The 18,120-nt window shown below is 35.6% G+C and carries 19 protein-coding genes; 11 read left to right on the top strand and 8 right to left on the bottom strand.

Annotated features, from left to right (window positions below):
• Positions 1-39 precede the first annotated feature (39 nt).
• Positions 40-666 carry a WbqC family protein gene (locus G9Q29_RS10180; RefSeq protein ID WP_166136635.1) on the top strand — a complete coding sequence of 209 codons (627 nt, stop codon included), beginning with the start codon at positions 40-42 and terminating at the stop codon, positions 664-666.
• A 6-nt stretch (positions 667-672) separates the two neighbouring features.
• Here the strand turns inward: G9Q29_RS10180 and G9Q29_RS10175 are convergent, their stop codons facing one another.
• From G9Q29_RS10175 to G9Q29_RS10145, 7 genes are all read right to left on the bottom strand, one after another.
• Positions 673-1,719: an endonuclease/exonuclease/phosphatase family protein gene (locus G9Q29_RS10175; RefSeq protein ID WP_166136632.1), complete on the bottom strand. Its 1,047-nt coding sequence runs from the start codon at positions 1,717-1,719 to the stop codon at positions 673-675.
• 44 nt (positions 1,720-1,763) lie between these two features.
• Positions 1,764-2,633: a rhomboid family intramembrane serine protease gene (locus G9Q29_RS10170; RefSeq protein ID WP_166136628.1), complete on the bottom strand. Its 870-nt coding sequence runs from the start codon at positions 2,631-2,633 to the stop codon at positions 1,764-1,766.
• A gap of 62 nt (positions 2,634-2,695) precedes the next feature.
• On the bottom strand, positions 2,696-3,445 hold the full coding sequence (locus G9Q29_RS10165; protein WP_166136625.1) for a rhomboid family intramembrane serine protease: 750 nt from the start codon (positions 3,443-3,445) through the stop codon (positions 2,696-2,698).
• Positions 3,442-5,283, bottom strand: a complete 1,842-nt coding sequence (gene mutL, locus G9Q29_RS10160) for a DNA mismatch repair endonuclease MutL (RefSeq protein ID WP_166136622.1) — start codon at positions 5,281-5,283, stop codon at positions 3,442-3,444. Before mutL ends, G9Q29_RS10165 begins: the two co-directional genes overlap by 4 nt.
• Positions 5,284-5,445: 162 nt before the next feature.
• The gene (gene ribH / locus G9Q29_RS10155; protein ID WP_166136619.1) at positions 5,446-6,018 is read right to left on the bottom strand and encodes a 6,7-dimethyl-8-ribityllumazine synthase; all 573 of its coding nucleotides are present in this window, start codon (positions 6,016-6,018) and stop codon (positions 5,446-5,448) included.
• Between the two features lie 127 nt (positions 6,019-6,145).
• On the bottom strand, positions 6,146-6,922 hold the full coding sequence (locus tag G9Q29_RS10150) for a tetratricopeptide repeat protein (protein ID WP_166136615.1): 777 nt from the start codon (positions 6,920-6,922) through the stop codon (positions 6,146-6,148).
• A 70-nt stretch (positions 6,923-6,992) separates the two neighbouring features.
• On the bottom strand, positions 6,993-7,160 hold the full coding sequence (locus tag G9Q29_RS10145; RefSeq protein ID WP_166136612.1) for a hypothetical protein: 168 nt from the start codon (positions 7,158-7,160) through the stop codon (positions 6,993-6,995).
• Here G9Q29_RS10145 and recF point away from each other — a divergent pair.
• From recF to G9Q29_RS10095, 10 genes are all read left to right on the top strand, one after another.
• A complete protein-coding gene (gene recF / locus G9Q29_RS10140) occupies positions 7,159-8,238 on the top strand; it encodes a DNA replication/repair protein RecF (RefSeq protein WP_166136609.1) in 1,080 nt (359 codons plus the stop codon). The genes G9Q29_RS10145 and recF overlap by 2 nt on opposite strands.
• 75 nt (positions 8,239-8,313) lie before the next feature.
• Complete coding sequence (locus G9Q29_RS10135; RefSeq protein ID WP_166136606.1) at positions 8,314-9,006, top strand: thioredoxin domain-containing protein; 693 nt, start codon at positions 8,314-8,316, stop codon at positions 9,004-9,006.
• Positions 9,007-9,010: 4 nt separating this feature from the next.
• Positions 9,011-9,682 carry a DUF2461 domain-containing protein gene (locus G9Q29_RS10130; RefSeq protein WP_166136603.1) on the top strand — a complete coding sequence of 224 codons (672 nt, stop codon included), beginning with the start codon at positions 9,011-9,013 and terminating at the stop codon, positions 9,680-9,682.
• A 6-nt stretch (positions 9,683-9,688) separates the two neighbouring features.
• Positions 9,689-10,756, top strand: coding sequence for a glycosyltransferase (locus tag G9Q29_RS10125; protein WP_166136600.1), 1,068 nt, complete (start codon positions 9,689-9,691; stop codon positions 10,754-10,756).
• A 1-nt stretch (position 10,757) separates the two neighbouring features.
• On the top strand, positions 10,758-12,605 hold the full coding sequence (gene asnB, locus G9Q29_RS10120) for an asparagine synthase (glutamine-hydrolyzing) (protein ID WP_166136597.1): 1,848 nt from the start codon (positions 10,758-10,760) through the stop codon (positions 12,603-12,605).
• 16 nt (positions 12,606-12,621) lie between these two features.
• Entirely contained in the window at positions 12,622-13,668 is a 1,047-nt protein-coding gene (gene murB, locus G9Q29_RS10115) for a UDP-N-acetylmuramate dehydrogenase (protein WP_317164741.1), read from the top strand.
• A 41-nt stretch (positions 13,669-13,709) separates the two neighbouring features.
• On the top strand, positions 13,710-14,324 hold the full coding sequence (locus tag G9Q29_RS10110; protein WP_166136591.1) for an FMN-binding negative transcriptional regulator: 615 nt from the start codon (positions 13,710-13,712) through the stop codon (positions 14,322-14,324).
• Positions 14,325-14,421: 97 nt separating this feature from the next.
• Entirely contained in the window at positions 14,422-15,528 is a 1,107-nt protein-coding gene (locus G9Q29_RS10105; protein WP_166136588.1) for a glycosyltransferase, read from the top strand.
• The gene (locus G9Q29_RS10100) at positions 15,519-16,076 is read left to right on the top strand and encodes an RNA polymerase sigma factor (RefSeq protein ID WP_166136585.1); all 558 of its coding nucleotides are present in this window, start codon (positions 15,519-15,521) and stop codon (positions 16,074-16,076) included. Before G9Q29_RS10105 ends, G9Q29_RS10100 begins: the two co-directional genes overlap by 10 nt.
• Positions 16,077-16,302: 226 nt before the next feature.
• Positions 16,303-17,121: an energy transducer TonB gene (locus tag G9Q29_RS10095; RefSeq protein WP_166136582.1), complete on the top strand. Its 819-nt coding sequence runs from the start codon at positions 16,303-16,305 to the stop codon at positions 17,119-17,121.
• 72 nt (positions 17,122-17,193) lie between these two features.
• Here the strand turns inward: G9Q29_RS10095 and G9Q29_RS10090 are convergent, their stop codons facing one another.
• The gene (locus G9Q29_RS10090; RefSeq protein WP_166136579.1) at positions 17,194-18,042 is read right to left on the bottom strand and encodes a M48 family metalloprotease; all 849 of its coding nucleotides are present in this window, start codon (positions 18,040-18,042) and stop codon (positions 17,194-17,196) included.
• Positions 18,043-18,120: the final 78 nt, after the last annotated feature.

Genomic DNA, 18,120 nt, shown 5'->3' with positions numbered 1-18,120 from the left:
AATTTTTGTTTTTTATTACTCATTTTATTTCAAACGATCATGAATATTATTTTACACCCTACCTACTTCCCATCCATCAGTCAATTTGCTGCTATTGCACAAGCGGATCAAGTAAGCTTTGAAGTAGAAGATAATTTCCAAAAACAAACTAGCCGTAACCGTACTTATATTTACAGTCCAAACGGAATTCAGCTTTTAAATATTCCTATAAAACATTCAAAAGAGAACCGCCAGAAAACAAAAGACATTCGCATTGAGACCGAATTTGGATGGCAAAAACAGCACTTTAAATCTTTGGAAGCTGCCTATAGAAGTTCACCATTCTTTGAATTTTTTGAGGACGATATCAGACCTTTGTTCGAAAAACAGCATGAGTTTTTATTAGACTTAAATTTTGAAGCGCTTGAAATCGTTTTGAAATGCCTGCGATTGAAACTCGATTATAGCACAACAACAGTCTACACGCCCGAAATTACAGATGGTCAAACTATAGATTTTAGACATTTAGCAAACGGAAAAAAAGACACATCCGTTTTTGAGCCTTACACACAAGTATTTGATGATAAGTTTGGATTCTTAAACAACTTAAGTACGTTGGATTTGCTTTTTAATGAAGGAAAATTTGCGTTGGATTATCTTAAGAAACAAGCGCTACTGGACCTTTAATAAATTTTATTCGTAGGAAAGACGAGCCATAATTGGAAAATGATCCGAATTGATGAACTTTGGAAAACTCTCGAAGTCTTTCACCTTCATTTTTTCATCGGCAAAAATGTAATCAATACGTGCCGGATAGTATCTAAATTTATACGTTTCTCCGAAACCTGAACCTGCTTCTTCAAAGCTGTCTTTCATTTTACCTTTAATATTGCGATACACATACGAAAATGCACTATTGTTCATATCACCACAAATGATGATAGGATACGTGCATTGCGCTTTGTGCTCGCTAAATAAAGCAGCTTGTTGCTGTTGTTGTTTGAACGCTTTGCTTATTCTAAAAAACAGTTTCTGCGATTTGCTCTGGTTGATGGCATCAATGTTCTCATCAATTTCATTTACGTCAGGCGAAATTTTGATCGATTGCAAGTGCATGTTGTACACTCTGATAATATCTTTTCCTCGCTTAATATCAGCATAGATCACATTATTACTTGAGTTTGGAAAAACGATATCGCCGCGATCAATAATAGGAAATTTAGAAAAAATAGCTTGACCAGATTTGATTTGATCTCCCGAAGTATGAATGTAACGATGCGGATACACTTTTAAATCGATTCCGGCACTAGCAGAATATTCTTGAATACACAGAATATCTGGATTTTTTTCGTTGACGAAGTCAAGAATATCTGCTGGCACATCATCGCGATCAATCCACTTGAAAACGTTCAGCAAACGCACATTGTAACTCATTACCGTAAAATCTTTTTCTTCAACTGGAAAATTTGGATGCGAAAACTTATAAAATTTATTGATAAAAGTGATTCCGATTAACAAAACCAAACCCGAAACCACCAATTGTTTTTTAAATTGAAGCGTCCAATACACAAAAAATAAGGCGTTAAAAATAAAAAAAACAGGCATAAAAAGCGTGAGCACCGAAAGTATCGGAAACGATTTTGGTGCCAAAAAAGGCAACAAATAAGCGATAAATGTTACTAGAGTCAACAGGATATTCAACAAGAACATTCCTTTATTAAACCAAGAAAGATTTTTCATGCCAACTAATTTAAACCATTATTTGCGCTTTGCAAAATAATGAACTACTTCCCTACTTTGAACAAAAATTCTTTTTCTTCTTTAGATAAACTATCATAACCTGATTGACTAATTTTATCTAAAATAGCATCAATTTGTTGCTGAGATTCATCTTTAATAACAATACGAGAACTTGTGTTTGCCACAGGTTTTTGATACGTTTTATGAACTGCCTTGAACGGTGTTCCTTGTTTCCTCTTCAATCCGTTTACAAAAAAGTTTATTAATTGAGTAACACCTTTTGATAAATCAGTACCATTTTGTAAACACTTCATAAAAATGTAACCAAACAATGCTCCGCCTAAATGCGACAAATGGCCTCCCATGTTAGCAGAGCGGAATTGCATCAAGACCAAAATTAAAATTACAGCCGTAATATGCCATAATTTTACATTACCAATGATTAATAATCGTAAATCCATCAAAGGATTATAAGTAGTTACTGCTACTAAAATAGCCATGATAGCAGCTGAGGCGCCAATAATGGGCATGCTTACACCCAATAAATAAAACACCAAACAGTACACCAAACCAGCAAAAATGGCACTGAGAACGTACAAACCAAATAATTGTTTGCCTGTAAAATAGGTTAAAAATAATCGTCCTGAAAAGTTAAGTACCAATAAATTGAACAAAATGTGCATGAAATCATTATGGAAGAAGGCATACGTGAGTAATGACCACGGCTTCCAAAGCAAATCAGAAGCATCTGAAGACAAGCTTACATAATGCAAATAATCAATTTGTACACCAGCCAAAGAAAGTATTGAAAACAAAAGCCAAGGCAAAACAAAACAAGCGATGTTCCAAAAAATGAGTCGGATCACGATGCCACCCATTTTGTATTGTAATTTTAAATCATCAATAATCCCCATACGATTTCAGCTATTAAATAAATCGGCATTTAAAAATAATTAATTTCAGGCAAAATGAAGCGTTAGTTCCAACGATTTTTATTGAATTGATTTTTTTTCCAGTACCACATCATAAAAAAACCAACAAGCGCTCCGCCTATGTGCGCAAAATGCCCAATTCCACTGCCACCGCCCAAAACTGATTTGCCGACTATTCCTGAATACAAATCCAAAAGTAAAACGGCTGTTACGAAATACTTGGCTTTGATAGGAATTGGCACTAACATCATCAACATTTCTACATTTGGAAACATAAAAGCAAAAGCGACCATCACGCCATAAGTAGCACCTGAAGCACCAAAAGCAGTACCACTATAAGCCGAAACAAAATTATAGAAAGCAGTTGGAGACATTGCCTCTTCCCATTTTGAATTAACCTGCCCTTGCTGCAACAATTGCAGCACCTCTGCTTTTGTAAAACCATTCGAAGCCAAAGCATCAATTCCAGATTGGAAGAAATAATAATTCACTCCTGTATGCAACAAAGCAGCACCTAAACCACAAGAAATATAAAAAAACAAAAACTTGTTACTGCCCCATCGTTGTTCAAGAGTAGTTCCAAAAGAATACAGCGCAAACATATTGAAAAAAATATGCATAAAACCACCATGCATAAACATGTGCGACAGTGGTTGCCACACTTTAAAATGGGTGTTTTCAGGAAAATATAAAGACAATATTTTATACACAGGCTCGCCAAGTAGATACGTTCCTGCAAAAAACAAAAAATTAATAATAATTAGTTGCTTTACGGTCTCGGTCATATTTCTCATACTGCAAATTTTTTATCAAGATCCTCTACACGCATGGTGATAAAGGTCGGTTTTTGAAATGGGGAAACATTAGGCTCCTTGCAAGCAAACAAGCCGTTTACTAAATTTTCTTGCTCTTTTTCAGAGAGATGTGTACCAGTTTTAACGGCTAAACTTTTGGCCATTGACTTGGCAATAGTATCATTTTGACTGAAACTACTATCTGGAATTCCGTCTTGTAAATCACTTAACAATTGCTCTAAAACTATCGAAACCTCACTCTCAGTAACATTAACGGGAATACCCGAAATAACAATATGATCATTCGCATTGTCATCAAATACAAAACCTGTATGAACCAATGCTTGTTGCAACTCTTTGATCAACTCCATCTCAGTTGTCGAATAAAATAAATTGAGAGGAAAAAGCAATTGTTGACTAGCCGCTTGATTTACTGTCATGTTAACCAAAAATTGCTCGTATAAAACTCTTTGGTGCGCACGCTGCTGATCTACAATCACCATTCCAGATTTTATGGACGAGACAATGTATTTTTTATGAATTTGATACGTTTTATGAACGGCTTGCTCCACCTCATCATCGCCAAACAATGACGATGTTACCTCTTCATTTTCAAAATTCATCTGCCCTACCTCAAAAGTATCTTGCTTAAGACCTACATACAAACTTTCCCAACTAGCAGTAGGCTCTGTTTTTTTATACGAAGAAAAAGACGCTTTTGGTTTTTGTTCGGCAAAAGGATTAAAATTACCATCCACTTGAATGGTTGGTGTTTCGCCTGTCAAATCCTTGTAATGATAAGGTGTATCTAAATTGGCATCTCTGTCAAAATCTAAAACTGGAGCAACATTAAACTGACCCAAACTGTGTTTGATAGCCGCACGAAGAATAGCATACAAAGCATGTTCATCATCAAACTTGATTTCAGTTTTGGTAGGATGAATATTGATATCTATGGTATTTGGCGGCACTTGAAGGTATAAAAAATAACTTGGCTGTGCACCGTCTTTTAAAATCCCGTCGTAAGCAGACATAACTGCATGATGCAAATAGCCGCTTTTGATGTAGCGATCGTTTACGAAGAAAAATTGTTCTCCTCGGCTTTTTTTAGCAAATTCGGGCTTGCTCACAAATCCTTGAATGGTAACAATATCTGTTTCTTCCTGCACAGGAACTAATTTCTCGTTGGTTTTTCCGGAAAAAATACCTACAATACGTTGCCTAAAACTGGCTGGAGGCAAATTAAACATTTCGCTACCATTGTGGTAAAAAGTAAAATAAATAGATGGGTGTGCCAATGCTACGCGCTGAAATTCATCGACAACATGACGAAATTCGACCACATCCGATTTTAAGAAATTTCGGCGCGCCGGAATATTAAAAAATAAGTTTTTGATTGCAAACGACGTCCCTTTTGGAAGCACCGCCATTTCTTGTGAAACGAACTTACTTCCTTCAATTATAATATGATGTCCTAACTCCTCTTGATCTTGTTTGGTTTTCAGCTCTACATGTGCAATTGCTGCAATAGAAGCTAACGCTTCACCACGAAATCCTTTTGTATGTAGCGAAAACAAATCTTCGGCCAAACGGATTTTTGAAGTTGCATGACGCTCAAAACACAAGCGCGCATCTGTTACACTCATTCCTTGCCCGTTATCAATAACTTGCACAAGCGCTTTACCAGCATCTTTAATAATTAATTTGATATCAGTGGCTTTCGCATCAACCGCATTTTCCAGCAATTCCTTCACTACTGATGCTGGTCTTTGAACAACTTCACCGGCAGCAATCTGGTTAGCAACATGATCAGGAAGCAATTGAATAATACTCGACATTAAAAAAATAGATTTAAAAGTTGGTGGTTTATTTTTTTAAACCAAGAGGCACAAATTTAAGGAAATTATAGCTGCAAAGGACTACTTTACACTCTTAAATAAAACAAAAAACCCATACTGTTTTTGCAACAATATGGGCTTCTGGGAACTTATAAAATAATTTTATTCTTCTAGTTTTAGCGTTCCATCTTCAATTTTCAAAGCGGCAGCGGCTAATTTTGGCTGATGATTGAATTGGTGTTGTAAACTAGCTTGCTGACGAATGTAGGCCATTTTAATCGCTGCAATAGCTGCTTCGGTACCTTTGTTTCCATGTACACCACCACTTCTATCAAGAGACTGCTGCATGGTATTATCGGTTAAAACACAAAATATAACCGGAATATCAGTTTGAATATTCAAATCTTTAATACCTTGAGTAACGCCTTCACAAACAAAATCAAAGTGTTTTGTTTGACCTTGAATGACGCAACCAATAGCGATAACAGCATCAACATTTTGAGTTTGCAACATTTTTTTAGAACCATAAATAAGTTCAAAACTTCCGGGAACATTCCAACGCACAATATTGGATTGAGGAACTTCATTTTCGATCAATGCTTGATATGCACCATTGAACAAGCCTTCGGTAATTACTTCGTTCCATTCAGCAACCACAATTCCAAATCGAAAATTGCTTGCATCAGGAATTGCACTTTTGTCGTAATCAGATAAATTTTTATTTTCAGTAGCCATAAAGGTTAATTTTATTGTATGATTTAAAAGTTAAAGATACGAGAGAAGGTTAGAAGTTACAAGGATTAAGAAGAAAATCTTAAAGCCAATGCAACCACTAACCTTCGCTATGTAATGTAAGTAAAACTTACTGAGACAATCCGATCAATACATCAACAGATGCTGCCTCTGGAGTTGCTTCGTAGTTTTCTTTAATATCTGTAAAATACTTCAAGGCATCCGCTTTGTTACCAAGAGCCAATGCTACTTTACCCGCTTTTAGCAAAAAGCGTGGTGTAGTAAAGTCGTTTTTATTCATTTCAGCTGCTTTGATATAATACTCTAAAGCCTCTTTTTGTTGATTTTTTTGTGAATAAGCATCTCCAATTGCTCCTTTAGCCAAAGCTGAAAGCACAATATCTTCTGATGAAAATTTGTTTAAATAATCAATAGCTTCTGTGTACTTTCCAGTGTTCAAGTAAGCGATACCTGCGTAGTAGTTCGCTAAATTTCCGGCAGCTGTACCAGAATACTCATCCGCTAATTTTACAAATCCAAATTTTCCTTCAGATCCGTTTAAAGCTAATTTGTATAATGAGTCGCTCGCTACACCATCGGTAGCTTTTTGAAAGTTTTGTTGTGCAACAAACATTTCGTTAGCAGCTTCATCCTCTTTCGGAGCAGCAATAAATCGTTGGTAAGCCAAGTAACCAATAGTTACGATAGCTGCGGCAGCAACAAATCCTAGAATAACTTTCTGATTTTTAGCAACAAAATCTTCTGTTTTGGATGCAGTCTCATCTAATTTAGAAAATACTTCGGCAGTTGTACTGTCTTTATCATCAATAACCACTGCTTCTACTGCTTCTTCCTTAACTTCTTTTTCTTTTGGTACTTTATATCCTCTCTTATTGTAAGTTGCCATTTCAATTTAATTTAGTGAGTGGCAAAAATAAAATTTTTATTCAAACCCACACAAAAAAATAGGTTTTATATTAAAAAATTTTAGAATGTACTGAAACAGCCTCAAAACCTTGCATTATTTCCGCTTCAAACACCAATAAAAAGAAAGTTATATCGATAATTTTCGATAATTTGCACCCGTTTTCAAAGCCACAAAAATACTCTTGAAAGCAAACAATACCAGCACAAGCACCACTCATGTATTTAAAAAAGATTTCCTTATTCAATTATAAAAATTTCTCTGAAGTCAGTTTTAGTTTCGACCATAAAATCAATTGTTTTGTGGGTAAAAACGGAATTGGCAAAACCAATGTATTAGATGCTATTTACCATTTGGCCTATGGCAAGAGTTATTTTAATCCGCTTGCGGTACAAAATATCAAGCATGGTGAGGATTTTTTTGTGATTGATGCCGAATTTGAGAAAAACGATCGCACCGAGCAAATTGTTTGCAGTTTAAAAAAAGGCCAAAAAAAAGTTTTAAAACGCAATGGCAAGGCTTACGACAAATTTTCGGATCATATCGGTTTTATTCCGCTTGTGATTATTTCTCCAGCAGACCGAGATTTAATTGTTGAGGGCAGTGAAACCCGCCGTAAGTTTATGGATAGTGTAATCTCTCAATTGGATGCGCAGTACTTGCAACAATTAATTCATTATCAAAAAGTAATCAGTCAGCGTAATGCTTTGTTGAAATATTTTGCCTTGAATCATGTTTTTGATGCAGATACCTTGTCAATATATAATGAGCAACTGGAGCAGTATGGCAGTTCCATTTTCGAAAAAAGAAAAGCTTTCATAGACCAGTTTGTTCCTATTTTCAACAAACACCACCAAGCAATAACAGGATCACAAGAAACCGTTCAATTAAAATACGAAAGCCATTTAGAAACTAAAAATTTGCTGCAACTTTTGGCTGAAAATCTTGGAAAAGACCGTGCGCTACAATACACTTCTGTTGGTATTCACAAAGATGATTTGTCATTTTGTATTGACGAGCATCCAATTAAAAAATTTGGGTCACAGGGTCAGCAAAAATCATATTTAATTGCTTTAAAGCTGGCTCAATTTGAATTTTTAAAAAAGCAAAGCGGCGTAAAACCACTGCTCTTGTTTGATGATATTTTTGATAAATTAGATGAAACTCGTGTTGGAAAAATAATAGAAATGGTCAACAGCGACACATTTGGCCAATTATTTATTTCAGATACACATCCGGAACGCACGGAGGCAATTGTGAAATCGACCTTACAATCGTATTCTATTTTTAATTTATAATACTTCACAATTAAACCTAACAGACCAATAAGATAATTTAGAAATTCCGTATTTTAGCCTAAATAAATAGCAACCATGAATTACAAGTCATTCCTTTTACTACTAGTTTTCACATTTATTTCTTGCACCGGTCAAACTTCTAAAAACGCTAAAAAAGTAGCCGCTGCAGAATTTTCAGAAAAATTAGCTGCAACACCAAATGCACAGCTTATAGATGTTCGTACACCTTCTGAGTTCGCTGCAGACCATCTTGACAATGCCAAAAACATCAACTGGATGGGAACCGATTTTACATCTAAAGTAGCAACACTTGACAAGTCAAAACCTGTTTTTGTGTATTGCAAAAGCGGAGGCCGAAGCGAAAGCGCAGCTGAAAAACTAGAGCAATTAGGATTTACCACCATATACGAACTTCAAGGAGGTATTTTAAAATGGGATGCCGCAGGATTATCAAAACCTTCTGGTAAAATAATGGGGATGACCCAAGACCAATACAAGCAACTTTTGCAATCTAACCAAAAAGTATTAATCAATTTTTACGCAGAGTGGTGCGCTCCATGCAAAAAAATGGCACCCTATGTTACGGCTATGCAAAAAGAAAAAGGAGCCACAACAATCATAAGACTTGATGCCGATGCAAACAAAACACTTATGACCGAACTTAAAATTAGCGAATTACCTACCTTATTATTTTATGACAACCAAGCTTTAGTTTGGAGACAATCAGGTTTTGTGAGTGAGGAAGATTTAAGAAAACAAATACAATAAGGCAATGCTTTCAAAAAATACGCTTGCTTTTTTAGATGATTTAAAAGCAAACAACAACAGAGATTGGTTTTTAGACCATAAAAAACAATACGAAGCTTTCAAAAAAGATTATCAAAACATGGTAGCCACTTTGCTGGATGTCATGAAACCTTTGGATCCTACCTTAGAAATGCTGGAAGTTAAAAATTGTACATTCCGCATCAATCGTGACATCCGATTTTCAAAAGATAAAACACCATACAAATCGCATTTAGGCATTTGGCTTTCATCTGGAGGAAAAGGTATCACTCGTTCCGGATATTACATTCACTTGGAAAACGGTGCAAGTTTTATTGCTGGCGGCTTGTATTGTCCTGAAGCCGAAGATTTAAAAAAAATGCGCAAGGAAATCGCTTTTTTCTATGACGACCTTGAAGCTATATTGCAAGAAAAAAACTTCAAAAAAGAATTTGGAGATTTTGATCGCGACGAAAAAAACACCTTGAAAAATCCACCTCGCGGTTACGAAAAAGAGCATCCAGCTATTGAATTTTTAAAATTAAAAAGTTTTGAAACCTCACAAAAAATAGATTTTCAAGCAGCTGCAAAACCTGACTTTGTAACAACCGTTGCTCAAAAATTAATTCTTTTAAAACCTTTGAACGATTTTATAAATAGAGCTTTAACCTCCGAATAGTGCGAAATGGCTAAAAGAAAAATACTTTTTCTTGGAGAATCTTACAGAGCCGATGCTATAACTTGGATCAAGGGGCTAGAAGAATTTGGAGATTTTGAAATGATAACTTGGGAGCTAAAAACCCCAAGCAATACAGTACGCAACAGAGTTTTACGAATTTTAGAATACAAATTAGCTATTTTTAAAATTAAAAAATTAATTCGAGCGGAACAGCCTGATATGATCATTGCTGAACGCACTACAAGTTATGGTTTTCTAGCTGCGCTAACCAATTTAAAACCAATAGCTATTGCACAACAAGGCAGAACCGATTTGTGGCCAGAAAACTCAATTCTTTTGCCCTTAAAAAAAGTGATCCAAAACTATGCTTTTAAAAAAGCAGATTTAATTCATGCGTGGGGTCCCGTAATGACACATTCAATGATTGCTGCAAAAGTTGATATGAACAAGGTTCTGGTACTACCTAAAGGAATCGATTTACAAAATTTTAGCAATAACAACACCGCCAATCCACAAAAAATACAAGCCATTGTTACGCGCTCACTGTTGCCAGAATACCGTCATGATATTATCTTAAAAGCTTTTGCTATTATCAACCAAAAGGGTTTCGATTTCGTACTTACCATTATAGGAGATGGCACCCAACTCGAAAAATTAAAAAATCTAGCTAAACAATTAAATATAGATACGAAAGTTCATTTTACAGGACGCATACATAATTCACAATTGCCACAACTGTTGCAACAGTCAAATTTTTATATCAGCATGCCTATCACAGAGGGCGTTTCGGCTTCTTTATTTGAAGCTATGGCAAGCCAATGTTACCCAATTGTAACTGATTTACCAGGCAATCAAAGTTGGATTACACATCGAAAAAACGGACAATTAATACCTGTTGATGATTATATAAGTCTCGCCAACGAACTTATTTGGGCCTTTGAACAGCCTGAATATCGTACGCAGGCGGTTTTGCAAAACAGATTGTTTTTGGAACAAAATGCAAATTATGCCACGAACATGAAAATTATTGCAAAAAAATACCACGAACTAATAAACACAAATAGCCCCAAGTAAAATGTGCGGAATTAACGGAATTTATCATTTACATCCACAAAAAAAAGTAGATGAATATGTCCTTACAAAAATGCGAGATACTCTCGAACACAGAGGCCCTGACGACAAAGGATTATATATCAATCAAAACATAGGATTAGCGCACAGACGCCTCTCTATTCTCGATACTTCTGTTGCCGGTCACCAACCTTTTCGATCTGATGACGGCCGTTACAGCATGGTTTATAATGGTGAAATTTATAATTTTAAAAGCTTTTATCCAGAACTAAAAACCAACGGATTCTCGATAAAAACCAGTTCTGACACAGAAGTTTTATTGAAATTATTTGAATTGTACGGCCTACAAATGTTACCCAAACTGAACGGGATGTTTGCCATTGCAATTTGGGACAATCATTTAAAAAAACTAACCCTTATTCGTGACCGAATGGGTGTAAAACCTTTGTACTACAGTTTTTTTAATGATACAGTTTATTTTGCTTCAGAGCAAAAAGCGTTATTTGTAGCTGGCGTACCCTTAAAATTGGATCAAGATGGTTTAGAAGAATATGTCTTTAATCGATTTGTAGCTGGCGCAAATACTTTGTATCAAAATGTACACAAAGTGCTACCTGGTCATGTTCTGACTTTTGAAGAAGGTGGCAAAACAACTGTTGAGCGCTGGTGGAATTTAAAATCAGAAATAGAAAATCAATCGCCAATTAAAAATCCTGAAGAATGGTTTACAAACACTTTTGATGATGCTATAAAACTGCGTATGGTAAGTGACGTGCCTGTGGGCGTTATGCTTAGTGGCGGATTAGATTCGTCCTCCATTTTGGCCTCGTTACACCACCAAGGGTTTAAAGACATTCAAACCTTTAACATCGGATTCAAAGAAAAAGAACATAATGAATCACATCTTGCCAAAGCATTTGCGGCCCAATTAGAATATGGTTTTCACAGCAGACAACTCGAAGATCAAAACTTATACGATCAAATGATTCAGGCCACTTACTACCAAGACGAGCCGTTGATGCACTTGAGTGAACCTCACCTCCTGGCAGTATCGCAAATGGCAAAACCAAAAGTAAAAGTATTATTATCAGGTGAAGGTGCAGACGAATTAATGGGAGGCTATGTGCGGTATAAAGCATTACAATATCCTACTATTTTACAATCAATTAGTACCATTAGTTCATTTGATGTTTTTTCAAAAAATCCGCGTTACGACAAATTGGCGCGCTACTCTAAAATCGAAAAAAAGTCGGATTTAATTTTATTCAACGGATCAAATATTTATCCTGACGACATTGCTGACACGTATGGCATTAACAACCAACCCAAAAACGAATACCGCAAACTTATTTACAAAGAAGCGAAAGAACTTTATCCTGGTAACCTCCGCCGTCAAGCTTTGTATTTTGACCAACACACTTATTTATGTAGTTTGCTAGACCGCAACGATCGCTGTACAATGGGAGCCTCGATTGAATGTCGAGAACCATTTTTAGACCCACGATTAATTGTAGGGCTTGGTACCTTAGACGATAATTGGCTTTTTACTGGTAAAAAATGGAAATACATTCTCAAAAAATCAATGCAGCAACGGTTACCAAGCTCTATTCTAGATTTTAAAAAAGTAGGTTTAAGTGCTCCCTGGGGCGATTACATTACCAAAAGTCCCGCCTTTAAAGAGGAATTACAGGCATTTTCAAAAAGTGATTTATTTCAAATGCCCTATTTTGAAAATATTAAAATTGAAAAATTAGTTCAACAATTAGAAAATGGGAATACTAACATGACACCGTACATTATGCCGCTGTTTATGATGCATATCTGGTTGAAAACGTATACAAGTAAATTTTAATCCTTACTTTTGAACCATACAAAACGATTCAAAAAACGCAGTCCCATTCATGGAAATACAGTCTAATTTTTCATTAAAAAAACACAACACGTTTGGCATTGACGCTAATGCCAAAGAGTTTGTTGCTATCCAAAACATCAGTACTTTACAGCAGGTTTTACAATCATATAGCGATAAACCGAAATTTATTTTAGGAGGTGGCAGCAATATGTTACTCACAAAAAACATCGATGCACTTGTACTTCATATTGATATAAAAGGAAAGAAAATCATTCAGGAAAACGACGATTTTGTTTGGGTCGAAAGCCAAGCAGGCGAAAATTGGCACGAATTTGTACTTTGGACAATCGAACACAATTTTGGAGGCCTAGAAAACATGTCGCTCATACCCGGAAATGTAGGAACAACTCCAGTACAAAACATCGGCGCTTATGGTACCGAGATCAAAGATACTTTTGAGTCTTGTACCGCAATGACAATTGCTACTCAAGAAATGAGGACATTTACAAAAGAAGAATGCCAGTTTGGTTACCGTGAAAGCATTTTTAAAAATGAGGCAAAAAACCAGTACATCATTACCTCTGTAGTTTTTAAATTAACCAAAAACAAACACAATATCAACATTTCATACGGAGATATTAAAGCAGAATTGGCCAAAAAAAACATTGAAACTCCATCGTTAAAAGAGGTAAGCGAGGCTGTAATTGCCATTCGTCAAAGTAAATTACCTGATCCTAAAGAGTTAGGAAATAGCGGTAGTTTTTTTAAAAATCCGATTTTAAAGAAAACTGATTTTGAACCCATTCATCAAAAGTTTCCAGAAATGAAATATTTTGATATTTCCGCTACCGAGGTAAAAGTTCCTGCTGGATGGCTTATAGAACAAGCTGGTTTGAAAGGAAAACGCTTTGGCGATGCTGGAATTCACAAAAATCAAGCGTTGGTTTTAGTAAATTACGGCTCGGCTACTGGCAAAGAAATTCTAGAAGTTTCTCAAATTGTTCAAGATACCGTTTTTAAAACCTTTGGCATTGCCATAGAGGCCGAAGTCAATATTATTTAAAATTGTAATTCGTAAAAATGGCGCTGTAAAAACTACCAAATATGTACATACCTGAAATTTACAAAAACGAGAATAAAGCGGAAATTCAAAAATTTCTACAAGAAAATAGTTTTGGTATTTTAATAAATCAAACCCAAGGTCGTTTGTGCGCTACTCACATTCCGTTAGAATTAGAAACAAAGCCAGATGGTACCGAAATTTTATACGGGCACTTATCAAAAGCCAACCCGCAATGGCAAGGATTTTTAGAGAACGATCAAGTTTTGGCAGTGTTTTCAGGGCCGCATAGCTACATTTCTTCATCCTGGTACGATCACGAAAACGTACCTACTTGGAACTATATCGCGGTACAAATTCATGGTAAGATAAAAATTGTAACGGGCGATGCTGTAATTGATTCCCTAAAAAAATTAGTTGACAAATACGAAAAAGACCAGCAAAATCCGGTTCGTATCGAGGATTTATCAGATGAAACCATGCAGCAAGCCAACGGAATTATAGCTTTTGAAATTGAAATCACTGAACTACATGCTACTCGTAAAATGTCGCAAAACAGAGATCAAAAAAACTATCAAAATATCATTTCAGAATTAGAGAAAATCAATTCTTACCAATCAATAGATACGGCACAGGAAATGAAAAAATGTCCGATTTAAAATCTTTCGAAATTTTAAAATAGTAGTTAACATTTCGCAATTGAATTCATACCTTTGCAGCCCACAAAACATCGGTTTTAAAACTCACTAAATTCAAATGCTTATTATCCTATTTTACTTTTTTATTTTTATTGTTTTCGTTCAAATTGCTTACTATTTGGGCGTTTTTAGAACCTTTGCTTTTGCGAAACCGCAAAAAATTACATCTAAGCGCATCCCAATTTCGGTAATTGTTTGTGCCAAAAACGAAGAAGAAAATGTATCCAAATTCATCCCTATTTTGGCTGCACAGGATTATCCTGATTTTGAAATTGTACTGATTGATGATGCTTCCAGCGACCGTACACTAGATATTTTTGAGGAATACGAAAAACAATACTCTAACATTCGATTAGTAAAAGTAGCCAATAACGAAGCATTTTGGGGGAACAAAAAATACGCTCTTACGTTGGGTATAAAAGCCGCTAAAAAAGAATACTTATTATTTACTGATGCTGATTGTTACCCAACCTCGAAAGATTGGATTACCGCAATGAGTTCTCAGTTTACCATGCAAAAAACAATTGTTTTGGGATTCGGTAAATACGAACGAATTTCAGGATCATTTTTAAACAAACTGATTCGATTTGAAACCTTATTGACTGCAGTACAATATTTTTCATGGGCAAAAATGGGTCGCCCGTACATGGGAGTTGGTCGCAACTTAGCCTACAAACGCGAAGAATTTTTTAATGTAAACGGTTTCATCGAGCATATGAAAATACGTTCAGGAGATGATGATCTTTTTGTTAATCAAGCGGCTACCAAAAAAAATACAACTATTGTATTTGCACCTGAAAGTTTCACACAATCAATTGCAAAAACAACATTTTCGGATTGGTTATCCCAAAAACGCCGACACATTGCTACAGCAAGTTATTATAAATTCACAGATCAGTTGCAACTAGGCACTTTTTACAGCTCACAATTGTTGTTTTTTATTCTTCCAATTCCAATTTTAATATTCCAATTTCAATGGATTGCAGTAGTAAGTTTAATTGCAGTTCGTTATCTTGTGGCATGGATTATGATTGGTTATTCAGCAGGAAAACTTCAAGAAAAAGATATTAAATTATGGTTTCCTATTGTTGAATTGGTGTTAGTTTTTACACAATTCAATATTTTCATTGTTAACCTATTCTCAAAACCAGCCTCGTGGAAATAATACATCAAATAGAAAAAGCAAAATTAGGCGACCAAATAGCCTTCACCTTTCTATTGGATTATTACTGGAATGAGGTATATGGTTTTATGCTCAAGCGTACCGAAAACGAAACTACCGCTGAAGATATTACCATCGAAACGTTCTCAAAAGCATTCGATAAATTAAGTAGTTATAATCCTGAATTTCAATTCAACACCTGGCTAATTGCTATTGCCAAAAATGTACATATTGATTTACTGCGCAAAAAAAGAACCAATCTATTTATTGAAATTACTGACGAGGAAGACCAGCAAGCATATAATATTGCCGATACTACACCATCAGCCGAAGACGAGTTAATCACCGAGCAGAACTTATCGCAATTGTTGCAATTCATCAAAGAGTTAAAACCCATTTATCAAGAAGTAATTCAATTGCGCTACTTTCAAGAATTGAGCTACCAAGAAATAGCTGATAAAACTGGTGATCCTTTGCCCAATGTAAAGGTTAGACTATTGCGAGCTAAAAAACTGCTTGCGGCTATCATTCAAGGTAAATCCACAAAGTAAACAATTCCGATTTGGCAATTAATTAAAATCTATAAGCGTATCTCACAAGATGCGTTTTTTTTGCATAAAATACATCACAACAAAAAAGTTAAATACTTAAGATTTTCTTACACAATTTAAAAATAAATTAGTAAATTTAGATAATAAAATTCCTATCACTACGTTATTGATAATAAAAACACTTGGCTTATGATTTAATTGTACTTAACCACTAAATCTAATTATCATGTCAAAACTAAGCATTTACGAAACCGGTTGGATTGATTTTGTTTTTCAAGACAGAAACAAAGAGTATGGCGCCTATCAATTGCGTCAAGAGAGTACAAAAACAACTCTGAGAGCATTGTTTTTTGGTGTGAGCGTTTTGGTAACCGCAATAAGCGTTCCTGCTATTGTTCGTGCCATCAACCCGAGTGAAATCACAAAACCCTTGCTACCAGAAATTATAGAAACAACGATCAATGTGACTGATATTGTTCGAGTTGAAGAACCTATTCAACGCGCTTTGCCTCCTGTTAAAAATCAAGTAGCAAATCCGGTAGAGAATGTTCCATTTGTAAACCCTGTGGTAGTAGCTACAGATCAAGCTACTCAAGATATTCCAACAACTGCTGCTATCATTGAAAATACTCCTACCGCAAGTGAAGGCTCAGGAACAATTGGAGTAAATTCTAGCACAAGCACAGGTGCAACAACAGGAACACTTCCTAGCACTGACGCAGGAAACACGGCAGTAGTAAGCGCTGCATTAGATAAATTACCAGAATTTCCGGGAGGAATTAACAAATTTTATACCTATGTGGGAAACAATTTCGAAAAACAAGAAATTGATGGTAGTGGTATCATTAAAATATATGTAGCATTTGTTATCGAACGAGATGGCAGCATGACCGACATTACCGTTAAAAGAGATCCCGGACACGGTTTAGGTCGGGAGGCTATCAGAGTACTTAAATCATTACGTACAAAATGGGCACCAGGAATGATAGATGGCAAACCGGTACGAACCGCATATAGCTTACCAATTGTAGTGCAATTAAATTAAAAAATCTAAAGTCTTGACATAAAAAAAGCAGAACCAATGTTCTGCTTTTTTTTATGATTATATACCAGAAAACTATTTTTTCTTTTTTGCTACCGGCTTTTTCACCACAGGCTTTTTAACAACTGGTTTTTGCTGTACATAAGGCTTGAACAAACCATCTATCTCAGCTCTAAGTCTAGCATTTTCAGCACGCTCTTTGGGATCTGGATGCGAACTCATCATTTTATCTAGAAATGATGCTTGCGATCCTTCGCTCATTTTAGCTAAAATCGAAAAAGCAGAAGCTACTGCATTCACATTGTAACCGTTACTTTTCATAAAGTTATATGAAAACTCATCCGCCTCAGACTCTTGCTTACGACTGTGTTTACTATCAATCATACTGCTTCCAATTTTACCCAATTGACTATCGGTGATAGCGGCAACCTTTTCTGATTGTGAAGCAGCCAAACCTATTAAAGCCTCTTTTCTGTATGAAGCCTTAATTGCATCTTTTGTGTCACTATTGGCAACGTGACCAATTTCATGACCAATTACAGCCAAAAGTTCATTATCATCCATAATATCCATTAAACCAGAATATACACGAACACTACCATCTGCTGTTGCAAATGCATTTACTTCATTCAACTTGTAGACCTTGTAGTTTAAAGTATAGCCTTCGCTTTTAGTGTGTTTACCAAAAACCCTATTCAAGCGCACAGTATAAGGATCTGTAGGTCCAGCCACAGTATTTTCAGCGTCCATTTTAGTTACAGCAGCTTTTGACAATTGTGCCGCATCAGCATCGCTAAAAGTAAAACCAGCTACACCTTTACTCAAAGCTCCCAAGGCTCCTTCTTTTAAATTAATTTGCGCCTGAGAAGATAGACACATCATGAAAGTTCCTAAAACTAAACTAGTTTTCAAATTATTTTTCATTTGCTAAATTTATTGTTGATTGTGACTTCAAAGATACATTTTTATCCAAATCACAAACAAAATGCTCTGCAATAAGTC

The organism is Flavobacterium turcicum (genome assembly GCF_011365745.1).
GTDB lineage: Bacteria > Bacteroidota > Bacteroidia > Flavobacteriales > Flavobacteriaceae > Flavobacterium > Flavobacterium turcicum.
This window is presented reverse-complemented; position numbering and strand designations above follow the sequence as displayed.